The 19,234-nt window shown below is 32.2% G+C and carries 20 protein-coding genes and 1 CRISPR repeat array; of the genes, 18 read left to right on the forward strand and 2 right to left on the reverse strand.

Annotated elements, in window-relative coordinates; translation table 11 throughout:
- The first annotated feature begins 49 nt into the window (after window positions 1-49).
- From LKE46_RS02535 to LKE46_RS02570, 8 genes are all read left to right on the forward strand, one after another.
- Window positions 50-1,318 carry a PTS galactitol transporter subunit IIC gene (locus LKE46_RS02535; RefSeq protein ID WP_291718146.1) on the forward strand — a complete coding sequence of 423 codons (1,269 nt, stop codon included), beginning with the start codon at window positions 50-52 and terminating at the stop codon, window positions 1,316-1,318.
- Window positions 1,319-1,345: 27 nt separating this feature from the next.
- Window positions 1,346-2,392 carry a glycerol-3-phosphate dehydrogenase gene (locus LKE46_RS02540; RefSeq protein ID WP_291718148.1) on the forward strand — a complete coding sequence of 349 codons (1,047 nt, stop codon included), beginning with the start codon at window positions 1,346-1,348 and terminating at the stop codon, window positions 2,390-2,392.
- Window positions 2,393-2,472: 80 nt separating this feature from the next.
- Window positions 2,473-3,831, forward strand: a complete 1,359-nt coding sequence (locus LKE46_RS02545; protein ID WP_291718150.1) for a sn-glycerol-1-phosphate dehydrogenase — start codon at window positions 2,473-2,475, stop codon at window positions 3,829-3,831.
- Between the two features lie 58 nt (window positions 3,832-3,889).
- The gene (locus tag LKE46_RS02550; protein ID WP_291718153.1) at window positions 3,890-4,699 is read left to right on the forward strand and encodes an HAD-IIA family hydrolase; all 810 of its coding nucleotides are present in this window, start codon (window positions 3,890-3,892) and stop codon (window positions 4,697-4,699) included.
- A gap of 70 nt (window positions 4,700-4,769) precedes the next feature.
- On the forward strand, window positions 4,770-5,804 hold the full coding sequence (locus LKE46_RS02555; RefSeq protein WP_291718155.1) for an alcohol dehydrogenase catalytic domain-containing protein: 1,035 nt from the start codon (window positions 4,770-4,772) through the stop codon (window positions 5,802-5,804).
- 101 nt (window positions 5,805-5,905) lie between these two features.
- Window positions 5,906-6,601: an arginase gene (locus tag LKE46_RS02560; protein ID WP_291718157.1), complete on the forward strand. Its 696-nt coding sequence runs from the start codon at window positions 5,906-5,908 to the stop codon at window positions 6,599-6,601.
- A 60-nt stretch (window positions 6,602-6,661) separates the two neighbouring features.
- Window positions 6,662-7,357, forward strand: coding sequence for a metallophosphoesterase family protein (locus tag LKE46_RS02565; protein ID WP_291718158.1), 696 nt, complete (start codon window positions 6,662-6,664; stop codon window positions 7,355-7,357).
- Window positions 7,358-7,367: 10 nt separating this feature from the next.
- Window positions 7,368-8,144 carry an alpha/beta hydrolase family protein gene (locus LKE46_RS02570; RefSeq protein WP_291718160.1) on the forward strand — a complete coding sequence of 259 codons (777 nt, stop codon included), beginning with the start codon at window positions 7,368-7,370 and terminating at the stop codon, window positions 8,142-8,144.
- Window positions 8,145-8,195: 51 nt separating this feature from the next.
- On the opposite strand, the gene LKE46_RS02575 is transcribed toward LKE46_RS02570, so the two are convergent.
- Window positions 8,196-8,432, reverse strand: a complete 237-nt coding sequence (locus LKE46_RS02575; protein WP_291718162.1) for a hypothetical protein — start codon at window positions 8,430-8,432, stop codon at window positions 8,196-8,198.
- A 284-nt stretch (window positions 8,433-8,716) separates the two neighbouring features.
- On the opposite strand from LKE46_RS02575, the gene LKE46_RS17645 reads away from it, so the two are divergent.
- The 4 genes from LKE46_RS17645 to LKE46_RS17650 all read left to right on the forward strand — a co-directional run bounded on the left by LKE46_RS17645 (window position 8,717) and on the right by LKE46_RS17650 (window position 10,999).
- Window positions 8,717-8,902 carry a CRISPR-associated endoribonuclease Cas6 gene (locus LKE46_RS17645; RefSeq protein ID WP_363316075.1) on the forward strand — a complete coding sequence of 62 codons (186 nt, stop codon included), beginning with the start codon at window positions 8,717-8,719 and terminating at the stop codon, window positions 8,900-8,902.
- Window positions 8,892-9,125, forward strand: coding sequence for a CRISPR-associated endoribonuclease Cas6 (cas6, locus tag LKE46_RS02580; protein WP_291725528.1), 234 nt, complete (start codon window positions 8,892-8,894; stop codon window positions 9,123-9,125). Before LKE46_RS17645 ends, cas6 begins: the two co-directional genes overlap by 11 nt.
- 290 nt (window positions 9,126-9,415) lie before the next feature.
- A CRISPR array of direct repeats spans window positions 9,416-10,432; the repeat unit is 30 nt; unit sequence GTTGAACCTTAACATAAGATGTATTTAAAT.
- An 86-nt stretch (window positions 10,433-10,518) separates the two neighbouring features.
- The gene (locus LKE46_RS02585; RefSeq protein WP_291718163.1) at window positions 10,519-10,914 is read left to right on the forward strand and encodes a GNAT family N-acetyltransferase; all 396 of its coding nucleotides are present in this window, start codon (window positions 10,519-10,521) and stop codon (window positions 10,912-10,914) included.
- On the forward strand, window positions 10,880-10,999 hold the full coding sequence (locus tag LKE46_RS17650) for a hypothetical protein (protein ID WP_366843463.1): 120 nt from the start codon (window positions 10,880-10,882) through the stop codon (window positions 10,997-10,999). Before LKE46_RS02585 ends, LKE46_RS17650 begins: the two co-directional genes overlap by 35 nt.
- Window positions 11,000-11,126: 127 nt before the next feature.
- On the opposite strand, the gene LKE46_RS02590 is transcribed toward LKE46_RS17650, so the two are convergent.
- Window positions 11,127-12,320, reverse strand: coding sequence for a multidrug effflux MFS transporter (locus LKE46_RS02590; protein WP_291718164.1), 1,194 nt, complete (start codon window positions 12,318-12,320; stop codon window positions 11,127-11,129).
- Window positions 12,321-12,615: 295 nt separating this feature from the next.
- On the opposite strand from LKE46_RS02590, the gene LKE46_RS02595 reads away from it, so the two are divergent.
- From LKE46_RS02595 to cas5b, 6 genes are all read left to right on the forward strand, one after another.
- Window positions 12,616-13,845: an EAL and HDOD domain-containing protein gene (locus tag LKE46_RS02595; RefSeq protein ID WP_291718165.1), complete on the forward strand. Its 1,230-nt coding sequence runs from the start codon at window positions 12,616-12,618 to the stop codon at window positions 13,843-13,845.
- Window positions 13,846-14,038: 193 nt separating this feature from the next.
- Entirely contained in the window at window positions 14,039-14,410 is a 372-nt protein-coding gene (locus tag LKE46_RS02600) for an HI0074 family nucleotidyltransferase substrate-binding subunit (protein WP_366843488.1), read from the forward strand.
- A 625-nt stretch (window positions 14,411-15,035) separates the two neighbouring features.
- On the forward strand, window positions 15,036-15,746 hold the full coding sequence (locus LKE46_RS02605; RefSeq protein ID WP_291718166.1) for a CRISPR-associated endoribonuclease Cas6: 711 nt from the start codon (window positions 15,036-15,038) through the stop codon (window positions 15,744-15,746).
- A gap of 17 nt (window positions 15,747-15,763) precedes the next feature.
- Complete coding sequence (locus LKE46_RS02610; RefSeq protein ID WP_291718167.1) at window positions 15,764-17,548, forward strand: hypothetical protein; 1,785 nt, start codon at window positions 15,764-15,766, stop codon at window positions 17,546-17,548.
- Window positions 17,549-18,487 (forward strand): type I CRISPR-associated protein Cas7, encoded by a 939-nt coding sequence (locus LKE46_RS02615; RefSeq protein WP_291718168.1) that lies wholly within the window; start codon window positions 17,549-17,551, stop codon window positions 18,485-18,487.
- 3 nt (window positions 18,488-18,490) lie between these two features.
- Window positions 18,491-19,231, forward strand: coding sequence for a type I-B CRISPR-associated protein Cas5b (cas5b, locus tag LKE46_RS02620; protein WP_291718170.1), 741 nt, complete (start codon window positions 18,491-18,493; stop codon window positions 19,229-19,231).
- Window positions 19,232-19,234: the final 3 nt, after the last annotated feature.

Raw genomic sequence — 19,234 nt, forward strand, 5'->3', positions numbered from 1 at the left:
TAGTTTTAAATATAATGTTTTACAAAAAAAGGGAAAGAAGGGGATTAATATGTTAATATCTGCAGTGAAGTATATTATAAACTTAGGGCCAACAGTTATGCTTCCTATAATACTTACTATAATAGGAATAATATTTGGACAAGGTATAAAGAAAGCGTTTAAATCCGGTATAACTATAGGAATTGGCTTTGTTGGTATCAATCTGGTAATCGGTTTACTTACAGGTGCAGGAGGATTGGGAGAAGCAGCACAGAAAATGGTATCAAACTTCGGACTGCACCTGAGTATTATAGACGTAGGATGGCCGGCAGCAGCAGCAATAGCCTGGGCATCACCTATAGCGGCAATTATGATACCAATTGCCATGTTAGTCAATTTGGGAATGCTGGTTACAAAGCTTACAAATGTATTGGATGTTGATATTTGGAATTATTGGCACTTCACAGCAGCAGGAGCTACGGTGTACGTTTTGACGGGCGGAAATTGGATATTTGCCATTTTAGCGGCAATATTGTATGAAATAGCAGTTTTGAAAATTGCTGATAAAACTGCTCCAATGGTTCAAGATTTTTTTGGACTTGAAGGAGTTTCACTGCCGACAGGCTCCACTGCAGCATGTGGACTTATAGGTATTCCAATAGTTAAATTAGTTGCCAAGATACCTGGAATTACAAAATTACATGCAGATCCTGAAAGCATTCAGAAGAAATTTGGTGTATTTGGTGAACCTATGATGCTTGGATTAGTATTAGGAATAATTATAGGTGCACTTGCAGGTTATGATATTGGTGGAATATTTAAGATGGGTATTTCTATGGGTGCTGTTATGCTGCTTATGCCGCGTATGGTAAAAATACTTATGGAAGGTTTAATCCCATTGTCAGAGTCAGTTAAGAACTTTCTTCAGAAGAGAAATCTTGGAGAAGGAAGAGATATAACTATAGGGTTGGATGCGGCTGTTTCAGTTGGACATCCAGCAGTAATGGCTACAGCACTGGTACTTGTTCCTATAACTATATTTTTAGCAGTTATTCTACCGGGAAATCAGGTTCTTCCATTTGGGGATCTTGCAACTATATGCTTCTATGTAGCGTTTATAGTAGGATCAGCTAAAGGCAATATAGTTCATTCTGTCATATCAGGAACCATAGTTATGGCATTTGTACTTCTTATGGCAACCAATATTGCGCCATTCCATACGATGATGGCACAACAGGCACATTTTACCATGCCTAAAGGAACGTCCACTATTTCGAGTCTGGATCTTGGAGGAAACTTCCTCAATTGGATAGTAGTAAAGATATTTCAGTTAATATAGATTTAATTTAAATATGGAGGTAATACTATGAAAATTATAACAGTTATTGGATCAGGACAAATGGCATCTGCACTATCTTTCCCGGCAGTTGAGAATGGAAACAAGGTAAGATTGGTTGGCAGTCCATTGGATAGAGAGATAATAGATACATTAAGGGATACAGCATTTCATTCTACATTAAAGCGTCAGTTGCCTGAAACAGGAATTGAATACTATCAAATTGATGATGTGAATAAGGCACTGGATGGAGCCGATGTTGTGATATGCGGGGTTAGTAGCTTTGGAGTTGATTGGTTTGCAGAAAATATACTGCCTATTATACCTGAAGATATTCCCGTTCTTTCGATAACAAAAGGAATGATTGACCAGAAAGATGGAAATTTGACTAGTTATCCACAATATTTTAAAAGCAGGCTTGTTTCCAATAAAAAGCTTTCCATTAATGCCATAGGTGGTCCATGTACTAGCTATGAACTTGCCGATAAAGATCATTCTGCTGTTACATTTTGTGGGGAGAATATAGATACTCTTAGAATGCTTAAAGGATTGCTTGAAACTTCATATTATCACATCAGTCTGTCTAGGGATGTTGCAGGTGTTGAGTGTGCAGTTGCACTTAAAAATGCTTATGCACTTGGAGTATCATTCGCCATTGGGTTAGCCGTTGGACGCGATGGTTCAGGAATAGAGCACTATAATTCACAGGCTGGACTTTTTGGACAGGGTGTAAAAGAAATGAAGCATCTTCTTAAGATAGTAGGTGGTGGAGAAGAAAACATTGTCTTATCTGCCGGTGACCTTTATGTAACTGTATTTGGTGGACGTACTCGTAAAATTGGAACTCTACTTGGACGGGGCTTTTCCATGGAAGAAGCTATGAACCAATTACAGGGAGTAACTCTTGAATCAATAGTAATTGCCACCCGTACAGCACGTGCAGTTAGGAAGCTTGCAGAAAGAGGAGTTGTTAGGCTTAGTGATTTTCCATTGCTAATACACATTGACAATGTTATAAACCATGGTGCTGCAGCAGCTGATATCCCATGGGCAGATTTTGAAACGGAAACAGTATAGTGTTAAGCATTTTTACAAGCAGGAGCAGAAATGCTCTTGCTGTTGCAGTGCAGATAGATAAAGCCGAAGGAGGGTAAGAAATGAAGGATTTAGCAAGCTTTAGTGTAGAAGAAATGACCGGACTTGAGTACAAGTGTTCATGCGGCAGGACTCACAGGGTGGAAATAGATGATATAAAGGTGGGCAGTGGTGTCATAGATGAACTCCCAAATATAATAAAGGATTATGAAGGAAGAAGAATATTTATTGTAGAGGATGTCCATACCTTTGAAGTGGCAGGGAGAAAAGTTGAAAAGCTGTTAAAGGACAAATTTAAAGTAAGCAGGTATTTATTTGACAAGGAACACCTGATACCCGATGAGACAGCCCTTGGAAGGCTGCTCCTTGAAATACCGAAGGATACGGAGCTTGTTGTTGCAGTAGGTTCAGGGGTTATCAACGATGTTTCAAGATTTTTGAGCTACAAGGTGGGGATACCCTATGTAATTGTTGGCACGGCACCCTCCATGGACGGATATGCTTCAGTAGTTTCGCCTCTCATATGCGACAGCGTGAAGGTTACCTATGATGCAGCATATCCAAGGGCCATAATTGGGGACACAGATATAATGAAGGAGGCGCCCATGCAGATGCTCCAGGCGGGACTCGGAGATATTCTCGGCAAATACACTGCACTTGCAGACTGGCATATTGCAAATGTATTAAATGGAGAATACCTCTGCAGTGAGGTGGAAAATCTGGTCATGACCTCTCTTAAAAAATGCGAGGAGGCTGCCTCCGGCCTGACAGGCAGGAAGGCTGAAACTGTGAAGAATATAACGGATGCACTGATTATGTCCGGAATTGCCATTGGTATGGTGGGTGCATCAAGGCCGGCCTCCGGCGGAGAACATCAGCTTTCACACTGTTATGAAATGATTTTTATGAACAGGGGTGAAGAAGAAAAGTGGACTCACGGCAATACCGTAGGTGTGGGCGTTGGAATTGTGGCTTATGCATACAAATATGCAGCAGGAATTGACATCAATAAAGTACTTGAAAAAGGTGATTATCTGTATCTTGACAGAGACAAGTGGACGCAGAATATAAAAGATGTGTTCACAAGAAGTGCCGAAAACATCATTGAATTCAAACAGGACAGCATCAATTTTGAACCCGAAAAGAGAAAGGCTCAAATGGACAGGATACTTGAGAAATGGGAGGACATAAAAAAGATATGCAGTATCAACGTTCCGGAGCCGGAAAATATAATCGGAACCCTGAAAAAATGCGGTGCCGTATGGAATCCACGGGATATAGGAATAGACAGGGAACTGTTTATAAAAAGTTTTGCTGCTGCAAAGGACATGCGCAAGAGATACGGAATCTTTCAACTCCTTGAAGATATAGGCAAACTGGATGAGGCAGCCGGCTATGTAGCAGATATTTATTACAATTGAATTCTGTTTCAGAAACAGTCTGAATAAAAGGTTGTATTGAAAGGGGGAGATAGTATATATGACAGACAGGACGCAAGATATTTTGAAAAGAGTAAAATGCTTTATCCTCGATCTTGATGGAACTGTTTATCTCGGAGACAAAATACTGGAGGGTTCCATGGAATTTCTTGAAGAACTGACGAAGGACAATATCAAGTTCAAGTTTTTCACAAATAATTCTTCTAAAAATTCACAATTTTATGTAAACAAAATCAGGAAAATGGGGTATGAGCTAACGGACGACATGATGCTCACTTCAAATCAGGTAATAATAAATTATATAAAACAGAACATGGCGGACAGGAGGATATTTGTCCTTGGCAATGAATACCTGAAAGCCGATTTCAGGGAGGCAGGAATAAATCTTGCTGCAGATGATGCGGAGGTGGTTGTTGCGGGATTTGACACATCACTTGTATATGAAAATATATCCAGGGCCTGTGAATTTATAAGAAATGGAGCCGTATTTCTTGGAGTGAATCCCGATTTCAACTGCCCTACTGAAAATGGTTTCATACCGGACTGCGGTTCCATATGTGCAATGATTACAGCCTCAACAAGAAGAGTTCCTGAATTTTTCGGAAAGCCCTCCCGCCATACCTTGAAATATATTCTTGAAGACACAGGATTAAGGGAGGAGGAAATTGCCTTTGTAGGAGACAGGCTTTATACCGACATAGCCATTGGGAAGGGAAACAATTCTGTAACCATCCTCGTACTGTCGGGTGAAGCAAAGCTTCATGATCTGGATGATTCTGAAATACAGCCCACGCTTGTTTTTAATTCACTGGGTGATGTAAGAAATGTATTGAAACAAATTTATAAGTAATTAGTAAGAAATGGAGATGATCAGGTAAATAAATATTTAAAAGGATGAAAGCTTATGGGGGGAATAAAGAATGAAAGCATTGGTACTCAAGGGACCTGACGATATTTCACTGGAGGAAGTCGATAAACCTATATGTGGAGACAATGATGTGCTGCTCCATATCAAGGCTATAGGATTATGTGGTTCCGATATAAGGACGATTACTTTTGGACATTATAAAGTGAAATATCCACAGATAATTGGGCATGAGATAACCGGACAAGTTGTTGAAGCAGGCAAAAACGTAACAAAATTTAAAAATGGAGACAGACTATTTGTTTCACCAGTAGTACCTTGTCATGACTGCAGGCCTTGTAAACTTGGTCTGGACGGTTTATGTGATGATCTTGTTGTCATTGGTACTCAGATACAGGGAGACTATGCAGAATACATGCTTCTCACTGAAAAGATATTAAGCAAGGGGCTTCCACTGCTTATTCCGGATGATCTTTCCTATGAAGAAGCTGTCATGACCGAGCCGCTGTCATCAGTATATGCCTGCCAGGAAAATGTGAAGGTAACTTTGGGGGATACTGTAGCTATTATTGGAATGGGGCCGATAGGCAGCCTTCATACCGAACTGGCTAAAATAAGGGGGGCAAAAACAGTAATAGCAATTGAACAGTCTGAGAGCAGACTTGAAATGGCAAAGGAATTTGGAGCCGATTATCTTGTAAATTCAAGTAAAGATGACCCGGTTGCAAGAGTCAGAGAAATAACAGGCGGCTGGGGAGCAGAAAAGGTAATAGTGGCCTGCCCGTCAACGGATGCACAGAAACAGGCTGTATCAATGGCATGCAAGGCAGGTACGGTTGTATTCTTTGGAGGAGTTCCAAAAGGAAAATTGACTGAGATTGATACAAATGTTGTACATTATAATCAATTGTCATTGGTGGGGCATTATGGATATAGTAATTTGCAGGCCAGCAAGGCTTTTTCCCTTATAGCTTCCCATAGATTAAAGGCAGGCAGGTACGTGACTCACGAACTGTCGCTGGAAGATATAAGGAAGGGCATAGAGCTTACAAGATCAGGAGAAGCGATAAAAGTAGTATTAAAGCCATAAATATTTTATCTTTATAGATTATTAATAAATTGTAAATAAATATAAAAAACACCTCTAAATAGAAATAACTATTGTAACATTATATATAAGAGGTGTTTTTTATGTCTAAAACTCTTTTGAGTATAGATTGGGATTATTTCATTCCTATAAAAGAAAGTTGGAGTGGATCTTACATTGAAAATAAAAGGAATATTATGCTCATATGGTATAAGAGATATTTTGAAAGTAAAAGACATGGAAATAATATAGAAAAATCTATAAGAGTAGGTAACGAATTGTATAGGTTTATCTGCAATATGCGAAAATATTTTAAATTGAGAAAAAATATTAAAATGTATGTTTCTGATTCACACAAATTTTCCTATGATATAGCATTAAAAAACAAGTGTGAAAGTGTTATTAATGTTGATGCACATTCGGATTTGGGATATGGTGGCATTAAATCACTTGAATTTGAAGTTAATTGTGCAAACTGGCTTGGGAAATTGTTAAAGAACAATATTATAAAAAGTGCAAATATAATCTATAGTCCATATACAATGGAGTATAAAGAGGAATTTTCTGAAATAAACAACAAGTTTAATGTAAACTATACACAATTAGAACATATATCAGACATGAAAATAGAGGCAATTCACATATGTAGATCTGGAAGTTGGACACCACCGTGGCTTGATGATTTTTTTAATAAATTTATACATTCATTCAGTATACCTTATAAGACTATGGATTGTCCTCTAAGAAGCTGGCATCCGGAAAAACTTACTCTAGCCGATAGAATCTATATGTGCATTTAATTGAACTGCCAATATATGATATAATCTTTATTAAGTAGATTATAAAAACAGGTGATTAAAATGAAGATAGCAATTATTTCAGATATACATGGAAATTTGGAGGCATTGAAAAAAGGACTTCATGATATAGAAGATAAAAAGGTTGACACTATAATATGTCTTGGAGATCTTGTTGGATATGGTCCTTATCCTAATGAAGTTGTTGAACTTATACGAGAGAAACATATATTGAATATACTTGGAAACTATGATGCCGCAGTTTTAGAGGGAAAGTTCAATTATATAAGAGACAATGAGGCCAATAAATTTTGCATGCCCTGGGCGGCAAAACAATTGAAAGCTGAAAATAGAGAATATCTGGCGTCTGTACCAAGACAGCTGGTCGTTGAATTCAATGATAAAAAATTTAGATTTGTTCATGGAAGTACTAGAGCTATAAATGAGTATCTAACAGAAGGATCAAGACAGGCTGAAGAGGTAATGAAAAATTTGAATGAAGATGTTTTAATCTGTGCGCATACTCATATACCATATGAAAAAAATTATGGATCAAAAATACTTTTAAACGATGGAAGCATAGGAAAACCCAAAATAGGAAGGCCTAATGGAACTTATATGCTTGTTGATATATCTAAAAATAAGGTAAATAGCGAAATTATAGAATTTGCTTATGACTACAAAAAAACTGTAGATGTTATGGAGAAGAAGGGTATACACCATTCATGTATAGATAATATAAGAACCGGAATTGAATGAGGGGATTTTTGTGATAGAGAATTTTGTAGTAAAAAATTTGTATGGAAAAAATATAAGGGGAATCATAAACAGGCCGGAATGCAGCGAAAAAGTTCCATGCATCATATATTGCCACGGACTTTCAGGGAACAGAATGGAACACAATTTTATGTTCGTGAAAATAGAAAGAAGCCTGGAAAAGCTTAATATAGCATCTGTAAGATTTGATTTTACTGGAAGTGGGGAAAGTGATGGAGATTTTAAGAATATGACTTTATCCAGTGAAATTGAAGATTGTAAAAATGTACTTGAATTTGTCAAGAAGCTTGATTATATAGATCAGAACAATATAAATACTCTTGGATTTAGTATGGGAGCAGTTGTTTCACTTGTTTTATGCAGCAAGCACCGTGAGGAAATAAGAAATACAATATTTGTAAGCCCTGCAATGAATTTGTATGATATATTCATACGTGAGATAAGGGGAGAGAAACTTCAAAAATTTATGGAATACGGTCTATTTGATATTGATGGCAAGGTGATAGAAAAAAATGTAGTAGATGATATATTCAACTATAATTTTTATCAATGTGCAAAGAATGTTTGCCAAAATACACTTATAGTACATGGAGATGAAGATAAATCAGTACCACCAATATATTCTATAATTTTGAAAGATATAATTTCAGGAAAAACTCTACTCAAGCTTGTTAAAGGTTCCGATCATTGCTATGACAGCCCTGAATATATGAATAGTCTTGTAAATTATATAAGATGGTTTACAGAGAAATTTATAATTATAATATGATATTTTCCAACCTTTCTATTCTTGTGCAAGCGGGTGTTCTTTTAAATTATTTTAATTTACGTTGATATTTAGACGAAACTTGCTTGAATATTGTGTCATATCTTTTCCAAATTGAAGTTCTTCTAGATTTATTGTTGTACTTCCAGAATTTATAGCCTCAATGAGCCAGGATCTTTTTATATTGCTTTCTATTATATTTGATGGAGATGTGTTGATATTTATATCATATATTGTTTTTAATATACTGGTATTTAAATTCTGCCTGAGTATCCAATAAATAAGCCCCATCAACATGTTCTGTCAAAGACAGCTATATTTTATTTCTTTTTTTATGTTTATGGGTTTCGTTATTGTTGTCTTCATTTAATTTCAGAGCATCTACTTTGATTGTAAAAGGTAGGTATGTGTTGCTGGATAACTGTTTCCCCAAGGCTGATTTTACATTTTTGGTTATATAAAGGAAGTACTCGGTATAGTGTGAATAATTGACTGTAGGAGATACAGTTACAATATCATTTTGACATTTTAAGTTTGTGTTTATTATGTCGCATCATTGTTCATTGATATAGATTGTGGAAGTAGATTCAATTGAGACTGTACATAATAGGATTTCTGAGAGAGAAGAAGTTTACACAAAGTCTTCCATAGTTATGTACAGTACTTTCAAAAATTATGCAGGAAATAAAACTTATTATTACAATCCTCTAGAACGTGAATTTAGTGAACTTATAAGAAAAAATTTAATACATAAATTATGAAGCTTATTATGATAAGATGCCCATAAAATATGATTTTTCCATAAGTCCTCTTAACACAAAAAAGCTAAAGAAAAGAGTAGTCATTTATAAGGATTATGTTATAAAAGGATGGGATGGAGAATTTTTAGTTGAAGGTTCAAAGGAACTTATGGATATAGCTTATAATGCTGGAATTGGGTCAAAAAATTCTCAAGGTTTTGGATGCGTTGAAATAAAGAAGTAAGCTATTCTCTGACAGTTTACTCCTTGGGATTATAAATAAAACATTAAGTAAATTACTATGCAGAGAATTTTCTCATGTTTTTATATAATTATACTTAAAAATATTGTAGACATATTTTCCAACCTAATTTATGAATGAAGACAGCAAAAACCGTTGGTTTACAAAGCTTTATGCTGCTTTTTTATATTGATTTCGGAAAACTAAAAATGACTGGAAAATTTTCAGATGAACTCTTTATTTATGCGATTTTAAGGCATATAATAAAAATAAAGAATGGTTATTTTTCATAGGTTGAACCTTAACATAAGATGTATTTAAATAATTTAAGCAAGGCATGATTTGCTACAGGGGTTCTGGTTGAACCTTAACATAAGATGTATTTAAATGTAACTATCTGCTCCGGAAACATTGTTCCAGCTCAGGTTGAACCTTAACATAAGATGTATTTAAATTCTTTTTTTCTGGATTTAACCATATTAGGTATATAAGTTGAACCTTAACATAAGATGTATTTAAATAGTGTCATGCCTTCGACTTCTTCTATAGTAAGATAGTTGAACCTTAACATAAGATGTATTTAAATACATTTACTTTATCCTGTAACTTACCAATTATCTGGGTTGAACCTTAACATAAGATGTATTTAAATTTGACGATATGATAAATAAACACGGGTTGTGATTATGTTGAACCTTAACATAAGATGTATTTAAATTATTTGTATTTACTAACATTTTTATAATTCTTCTGCGTTGAACCTTAACATAAGATGTATTTAAATTATATAATCATCTACCTTTTAATATTGCTTCTAAAAGTTGAACCTTAACATAAGATGTATTTAAATCAATTACATCCGTTTCGCCTTTGAATTCATAATCTCGTTGAACCTTAACATAAGATGTATTTAAATGATAGTTTCACTTTTGCGTTATTTCTCCTTTCTAGGTTGAACCTTAACATAAGATGTATTTAAATTATAAAATATTGGTTGGTAAGTTTTTATTTGATATTGTTGAACCTTAACATAAGATGTATTTAAATAAAATGTGGAAGCCCTTTGCAAAATTATTGTACTAAGTTGAACCTTAACATAAGATGTATTTAAATGTATTTACTGCTGGTCCAGTGGTAGTTGCGGATATGTTGAACCTTAACATAAGATGTATTTAAATGAGGAGGAATGATGAAATGGAAACAAAAACAAAGAGTTGAACCTTAACATAAGATGTATTTAAATCCATCACGCATTCCTGTAGCTGCTGCAATAACGCAAGGTTGAACCTTAACATAAGATGTATTTAAATTCTTTAATAGCTTTTTTCTTAACCTCGAATTCATCTTTTTAAATATGGAAGCTTAGAGTTTAAATATTAGACTTGATAAGTCTGTAATGAATTGGAAAAAGGATCTTGTTTTGAAAAATAATTTAATTATAAGAGAAGCCCATAAAGATGATATTAATATGCTGATTGAGTTGTTGAGAGAACTTTTTTTAATTGAAGATAATTTTGTTTTTGATAATGGGAAACAAAAGCAGGGATTGGAAATGATGCTGGAAGATTCAAATAACAGGCGTATATTTGTGGCAGATTTAGATGGCAGAGTTGTAGGGATGATTTCAGGACAAATTTTGATCTCCACAGCTGAAAGAGCAGCATATGTTTTAGTAGAAGATGTAGTAGTTAACAGAGTTTATAGAAGGCAAGGTTATTGGAAGAGAACTTCTTTTGAACATACAAAATTGGGCAATTTTGAAGAAAGCAAAGAGGATACAGCTTTTGGCTGATAAATATAACACCCAGGCTATTGAATTTTATAGACATTTTAAGTTTGATAATACAAAACTTATATGTCTTGTGAAAAAAATATGATTTAAAGATATTTTAATTCAGGAAAGTATTTGAACGTATAAAATAACGAGTCAAACATTTAATAGATGGATCTGTCTATATATAGGATATAGGACAGATCATATTTTTTTAAAACAGTAGTAATTATTTAAACCTCCAATTGTTTCTTGTGCTTGGAAATAATACAAATAAAAATCAAAGCTGCTGCTGCATTGCAAAATAAAATTACAATGCCCATGGGAACAGATGTATTTTCTCCAGCTATCCCAACTAGTGGAGAGGCTATTGCACCCAAGGCAAAGGGCATGAATCCCAGTAGAGAAGAAGCACTGCCGGCTTCGTCACCTTTGGGTTCCATTGCCAGTGAACCTGTAGTTGTTGTAATGGTGCCGACGGAGGATATTACGATAAAAAGTGGAATTAGTATAGAAATTAATGGACCATTTATAATTGTCATACCAAACAGCACCAAACTTCCTAAAAGAGAAATAAACAATCCTACGCCCAAGATTTTATTGAGGGGAATTTTTTTTGCAAGATGTCCTGTGACCTGAGTCATAGTGACAATTCCCAATCCATTAATGGCAAAACATAAGCTGAATTGCTGGGCAGATAGACCGTAAATATCTTGAATGACAAATGGTGATGCCGAAATGTATCCGAACATTCCAGCTAGAATAAAGCCCTGAATAAAAGTGTATCCTATAAAAATCTCATCTTTAAAAAGATGGATTAATCCTACAAAGTTATTTCTCAAATTTCCAATTGAACGCATATTAATCGATAAACTTTCTTTTATACCTGCCCATACCATTATGCATAATAAAAGACCTAAAATTGCGAGTATGTAAAATATACCTTGCCAATTGACAAATTTAAGAAGCTGTGCACCTAGTACAGGTGAGATTATAGGTGCAATTCCATTTATCAGCATGAGCATTGAAAAAAATTGTACTAAAAGTTTCCCAGAATAAATGTCTCTTGCCATGGCTCTTGATATGACAATGCCGCCGGCTCCTGCAAGGCCTTGTAGAAGTCTCATCAAAATGAAAACATAAATTGATGAAGTTAAAGGACACAGCAAGGAGGAGAATGTAAAAATAATCAATGATAAAATTAGAGGTTTCCTTCTTCCTGTTTTATCACTTATAGGACCAATAATAATTTGTCCAATGGCCAGGCCAAGCAAACTGGTAGTCAAACTTAATTGAGTGATTGAAGTGGAAGCATTAAAAAATTTTGATACAGTTGGGAGAGATGGAATATATAAATCAGTTACAAGTGGTCCTAATCCAGCTAAAATTCCTAATATAACTGCGAGTTTAAAAAATTCTTTTTTCATTAGTTTCGTTCTCCTTTTTATTTGACCATTTAATTTTAACATAAAAAGTTATAATAATATAATAGAATTAAATTTAATTAGTACTATAAAGTCACTTGTGAAAATTGTAATGTTAATTGTTTTAAGATTAATGTAAAATTTTTTGAACTCTGGATAATTTGTTCATTTTTTGGTACAAAAGTCGATAATATATTAATCTATATTTTAAATTTAATAGTAGAAATGTAGATAATAGGTATAGGATCTCAATTATTAGTAACTGGTATTTTTTAAATTGGGAGGCGTTTAAGTTTAAATGGATACTTTTTTAGCAAGACAACCAATTATGGATAAATCAGGAAACATAATAGGATATGAAATTCTATTCAGGAGTAATGACAGGAGCAATAGATATAACTTTAGTGATGGGGATGAAGCCACTATTAAAGTAATACAAAATACTTTAATTAATATCGGAATGTACAAGATTGTTGGAAACAAAAAAGCTTTTATAAATTTTACAAAAAATGTTTTAAAATCAGATTTGTATTCTATTATTTCATTTAGAAATGTAGTAATAGAAATTCTGGAAAATGTAAACCCTATAGAAGAAATTATTGAGTCTTGTAAAATATTAAAAAGAAGTGGATTTACAATTGCACTGGATGATTTCGTATTTAATGATGAGTATGTTGAACTTATTGAATTAGTTGACATTATAAAAGTTGACTTTCTTATAACCAAGGGAGCCGAGAGAAAAAAAGTGATAAATACAGTAAAAAGTATAAATCCAAATTTAAAATTTCTAGCTGAAAAAGTTGAAACATTGAAAGATTTTGATGAGGCAGTATCACTAGGATATTCTTATTTCCAAGGATATTATTTTAGTGAACCACAAATAATAAAGGGTAAAAAAATACCTGTAAATAAAGTAATCTATTTAAATCTGCTGAAAGAATTGAATTCTAAAGAATTTTCTATAGAAAGCGTTGAAAATTTAATAAAAAAAGACGTTTCACTATCATATGATATATTAAAATTGATAAATTCTGCAAAGTATTTTTTTAAAGACAAGATTATTTCCATAAGACAAGCTATAACTCTATTAGGTGAGAGAGATATAAAAAAATGGATATATTTTGTGTGTATGAAGCCCATATGTAATGATAGGCCCTCAATAATTATGATTGAATCTCTGCTTAGAGCGGAATTTTCAGAGTTGTTGGCTAAGAAAAGTAAAAAATCATCTCAATATCAGTTTAATGCATATTTGACAGGAATTATGTCTCTCATGGATGTGATTTTACAAAAACCATTGTATGAGATATTGGATGAGCTGATGGTACCACAGGAAGTTAAATATGCATTGTTAGGTAGGAAAGAAAATTACTACAGTAAAATACTTGATATAGCTATTGCGTATCAAAGAGGAGAATGGGAAAGAAGTATAATCATGGCAGCTTATCTTGATCTTGATAAAGAGGATCTGGCTATTTCATATCTTAAAACTATCAAATGGTTGAATGAGGCTATCCCGGATTTATAAAGGATCTGTATATTTTATTAGTGGATTAAACTAAAGTCTATATGATCTTATATATTTATCTTCAAAAATAAAGAATATATGGGAAAATTTAAAAATAACACTTTATCTATGAGTTTTTAAGATATATAATAAAAATAAGAAGTAGTTATTTTATATAGGATAAACCTTAATATGAGATACTATAAATAACTTTATTAAGGCATTAAACAAACTGGATAAGGGACTGCTGCAATATGATGGGAAAAATGAACTTTTAAGGTATGGATTAATCCAGAGGTTTGAGTTTACATTTGAATTGGCATGGAAAACTTTGAAAGAGGTTTTCAAAGATGAAGGACTAATGGAATTAAACTCTCCCAAATCTGTACTGAAAGAAGCATTTTCGTCAGGATTAATTGAAAATGAAAAGTTATGGATAAATATGCTTAAGGACAGAAATTTTACATTATATATGTATAGTGAGAGTATTTCTATGGAAATCAGTGAAAATATAAAAGACAAATATGTGGATACCTTGAATAAGCTTAAAGATAAAATAGTTGAAAGAAGGAAGAAATATTCATAATATTGATATTATCTTTTATATAAGATAGGCAATTAAAATAATCAGTAGAAGTAGTTCTGGTTAAGAACCTAAGGCTGTTTAGTAATAGAAAGATGCATAAACTATTTTTAAAAATAAGGGAAATTATGTACTTATTTAGATTTAAATAAGAAGTTGAAATAGTTGGACCTCAACATTGAATGTATTTAAATACTTTACTTTAATAAAGCGTTTAATTGAGTTGAACCTCAACAAGTGTTGTAAAATATAAAAAATTGTATTTTGATAAATATTATATTATTCAACTTTACTTTAATAACATTTTTGAATTTATAATCATATAGTATTAATATAAAGAAAGCCTATGGAGGAATGAAAATGATCATATTTATATTGAATTTAATTTTTGCCTTTACTCTATGTATTGTAAATTCAATAGAAAATATAAACATAACATTTAAAAAATAATTTATGTTAATTTACAATAAAAATTTATATGAAAGATTCTGCAGTTTATAGAAATAATTTCCATTCATATTGTAAAAAAATAATATTTTGTGCAGGATTTTTCGCAAAAAAATCGAATGAATATTATATAAGTTAATTACTACTAATTATATAAAATACAATTAAATGGAGGCGGATTATGGAGGTACATGAGGTAAATGTTAAAGTGTATATTCTACAAAATATTACAGTAGAAGAAACTTTGGAAGATTTGAGTAAATTAATCGACAAATCTTTTTATAGGAATAAAGATTTAAAGAATTTTCATGAAGAGAATAAAATGAAAAATTATTGTTTTAACAGCCTGTATCCGTTGAATATGAAAACCAAAATATATGAAAAAGGGTGTATATATAATTTCCAATTGAGATGTATAGGTTTTAAATTAAGAGATCACTTTTTAAAATTTTTAGCAAATGAATATACATCAAGAGTAAAAGTGCTCATATGCCAAGACAAAGATATATATAAAAGACCTATAGATAGAATTTATAGTATAACTCCCCTGATGGTGAAAATGCCGGGCAGTGAAAAAATTATATATTGGAGAAATGGATATACTGAGGATGAATTTTTTGAATACATAAGGACAACCAGTATAAAAAAATATGAGGTTTTAACGGGAGAGTGCCTGGACAAAAATTTAAAATTGTTCAGCTATATGAAAATAGATAATAAAAAACCTATAGCAGTTGATTTCAAGAGGAAGAGAATTCTTGGGGATAAGGTAACTCTAAATGTTGAAACAAATAATGATGCTCAAAGTATTGCCTATATGCTTCTCGGGACAGGCCTAGCTGATATGTGCCCAAGAGGATATGGGTTCATGAATTACCAATATATCAGATAATTTGGAGGTGATTGTATTTGATAAATGAAATTTATGATGTATTTATCAGTGAATATGACAAATATGATAAATGTGGCAAAGATTTAGTTGCAGATAATTATATTCTTACTCCAGGAGATTATATAAAATTCACTTTAAAAAATACTTCAGGAGATTTGAAAATATTTCATGTAGATAAAGATACTGATAGAACAGAAGAAATTTATAAATACTTTGTAAATAGAGATTATTTAAGTGGTTTGAATGTAGATAAAGCTCTTGACCGTAAAAAAGTAATACATAGTAATAATATGTATAGCTTTTATGTGAAAAAGGAAAATCTTGATGAAATTAAGGGAAAATTGAATAATGAAATTATTGATGGCTATTATAGAGTACTAAAAAATCCTGAAACTAAATATAAAAAACCAAAAAGCATGGAGCTTTATTTACAAGTTGAGAAAAAGTATGGAAAACCGGATATAGAGTTGATAAATAAAATACAAAATTGGATAAAAGGAAATATATTTAAAATTTCGAAACGAGATGACGTTAAACTTGACAAAACATATATTAAGCTTTTTTATGACACAGATTTAGGCGAATATAAAAAGGAGAGTGAGAGATATTTTATACCTAATATTTATAATAAGACAGATTACAATGTAAAAATAAATAGTAAAATTTATGGACTGCCAGATTTCAATATGGGAATGAATTCTAAAAAACCTTACCTTGATAATAAGACAAGAAAATGCAGACTGCCGATGCTTGTGGATTCGCAGAAAATTTTTATGGAGAAAAAATTGTTTGATTATCTTATGAATTGTGCATCTGATGGTAAAAATTATATATATGCAGAACAGGATGAAATTGAAAGCAAGAAAAATAGAGAAAAAGATTTTAGGGGATATTTTCTTAGGCTCAATAAGGGAAAAGAAGTTGAAATTACCGACTGTGATTCCATAACCAATTATAAGTATAAGCTTAGGAAAGTTTTAAAAATTTCACCTATATTGAAAAATGGCATAGGTAAGGACTTTAAATTAATTAAGGGAAATTTGAACAATGTGGGAAGATTGAAGGATATTATTAATGAGGTATTTTTGAATAAATATCTGGAGAATAATTTGTTTACAGATGCAAAGAAAATAAAATTAAATGACAGCAAGGTAAAAGAGTCACTTTTAAAATATAGATATGGATTTTATACTTGGTTTTATAAAGGCGAAGAACTTCTCGTAAAAGATTTCTGGGATAAGATGAGTTTGGAACTTTTGTGCAATTCCATAAATCAAGGTACTATAAATAAGGCTGTAAATCAATTTAATTTAAGGCATGCATTGCTGGATTATTTTAGAGATGAAAATGGAGGGGATAAAATGGCGAATACCATTAAAGATGTTAGAAAATTTGTGGATGAAAAGATAAATATAAAAAAAGACATAGAGTACAAGGTAGAAATTGATGGTGACAGGGAATATTATTTTTGTATAGGACAGCTGCTGCAGTATTTCTACAGCTTAAATAAATCGAATAACAAGAATTATTCTTTTATAAATCCTATATTGAATGCTTCAGGTGACAAAGTTATAAAGGAAAAATTACGACGTCTATTTGTTAAATATGATTATGCAATTATACCTTCTGTGAAATTTAGAAATATGTATTATATGATTTTAGGTTATGAACCGGAAAAAGAAATAAATAAGGATCTTATAATAGCTGGCTTTTTGTGTCCTAATTTGATATATAAAAAATCTAAAGATGATTCTGATGGCAATGATAAAAAAAATGATAATATAAATGAGGAGGAAAATTAAATGAACAGAGTATATGGAGTAATTGGAATAAAATCAATTATGGCAAACTGGAATGCTGATTTCAGTGGATTCCCCAAAAGTATAAGTGACGGGTCAATATTTGGAAGCGACAAGGCTTTAAAGTACAGTATTAAAAAATATTGGGATGATTTAGGCGAGAAAATTCTTTATATGAAGTCATTTAAAACTGAAAAAGATAAAATGAGGCCAAGGTCCCTTGAAGAAAGATATAACCAGATTTTCAATACTAATCTCACAAAAAAAGATAAAAGTGAAGATGTAATTAAAAATCTTTTTTCTGCATTAGATGTGAAATCTTTTGGAACTACTTTTGCAGAAGAAGGAAACAATATATCCATAACTGGTGCAGTTCAAATTGGACAGGGATTCAATGTATATGGAGATTCTAGCACGGAAGAACAGCAGATATTATCCCCTTTCAGGAGCGACAGAAAGGTAAAGAATAATGAAGAAGCTAAAGAAGCCAATCAAAGTACCTTGGGTACAAAGATTGTAAGTGATGAAGCCCATTATCTTTACCCCTTTTATATAAATCCAATTTCTTATAAAGATTATGTGGATATGGGGCTTACACAAGGATATACTGAGGAAGATTATAGAAAATTTAAGGAAGGTGCTCTTGTAGGTGCTACAGCACTTAATACCAATTCAAAGGTAGGTTGTGAAAATGAATTTGGATTGTTTATAGAAACAGATGAGAAAACTTATCTTCCAAATTTAGCTCAGTTTATGAAATTTAGTAAGGATGAAAATGGGGAAAATACAATTACTTTTGCATCAGAATTAAATGAAATTTTACAGGAGATTAAAGAGGACATTAAAAAGATAGAGATTTATTATAATGACTATAAATTGAAATTAAACAATGTACCGGAAGGAGCTAAAAAAATTAATATTTTTACAAGAAAAGAGGTTTAGATAATGAAAGTAGTTAGGTTCAAGCTTTCTGGAAAAACTGCATTTTTTAAAAAGCCAGATGTGAATACTTACTATTATTTTACATATGGCAATATACATAAGATAGCCCTTCTCGGTATAATTGGAAGTGTGCTTGGACTTGGAGGCTATAATGTACAGAGCCGGGATTTTAAAAATAATATTTATCCTGAATTCTATGAAAAGCTTAAAGATTCTAAAATTGCAGTAGTACCTCTCAATACACATGGTTATATAACAAAAAAAGTTCAGACATTTAATAATTCTGTGGGATATGCGAGCTTGGAGGCTGGTGGAAATCTTGTGGTAAAGGAGCAGTGGCTGCAAAATCCTAAGTGGATGGTTTATGTTATAATAGACGAGATTACAAAAAAATTTGCAGATATGCTCATGCATAAAAAAGCTGTATTTTTGCCTTATCTAGGTAAAAACGATCATTTTGCTGATATTACTGAAGTTAAAAAGACAGAAATTTTAAAAACTGAAGATTACAATAAGATTGATAGCTTGTTTGAAAGTAAATATTTTCATATTAATAAGTATCCAAATGAAGAAGATGATACAGCATGGAAATATGCAGAATATCTTCCTGCTGAATTGGGAAGTAAATTGAATCAATATAAGTTTGAATATTTTGTGGCTACAAATATGGATGTAAAATCAAAGAAAAAGGATATAAGTGTATATAAAGATTTAGAAACAAAGTATAATTTATGCTTTTTTTGAGAT

Source organism: Clostridium sp., assembly GCF_022482905.1.
Classification (GTDB): domain Bacteria; phylum Bacillota; class Clostridia; order Clostridiales; family Clostridiaceae; genus Clostridium_B.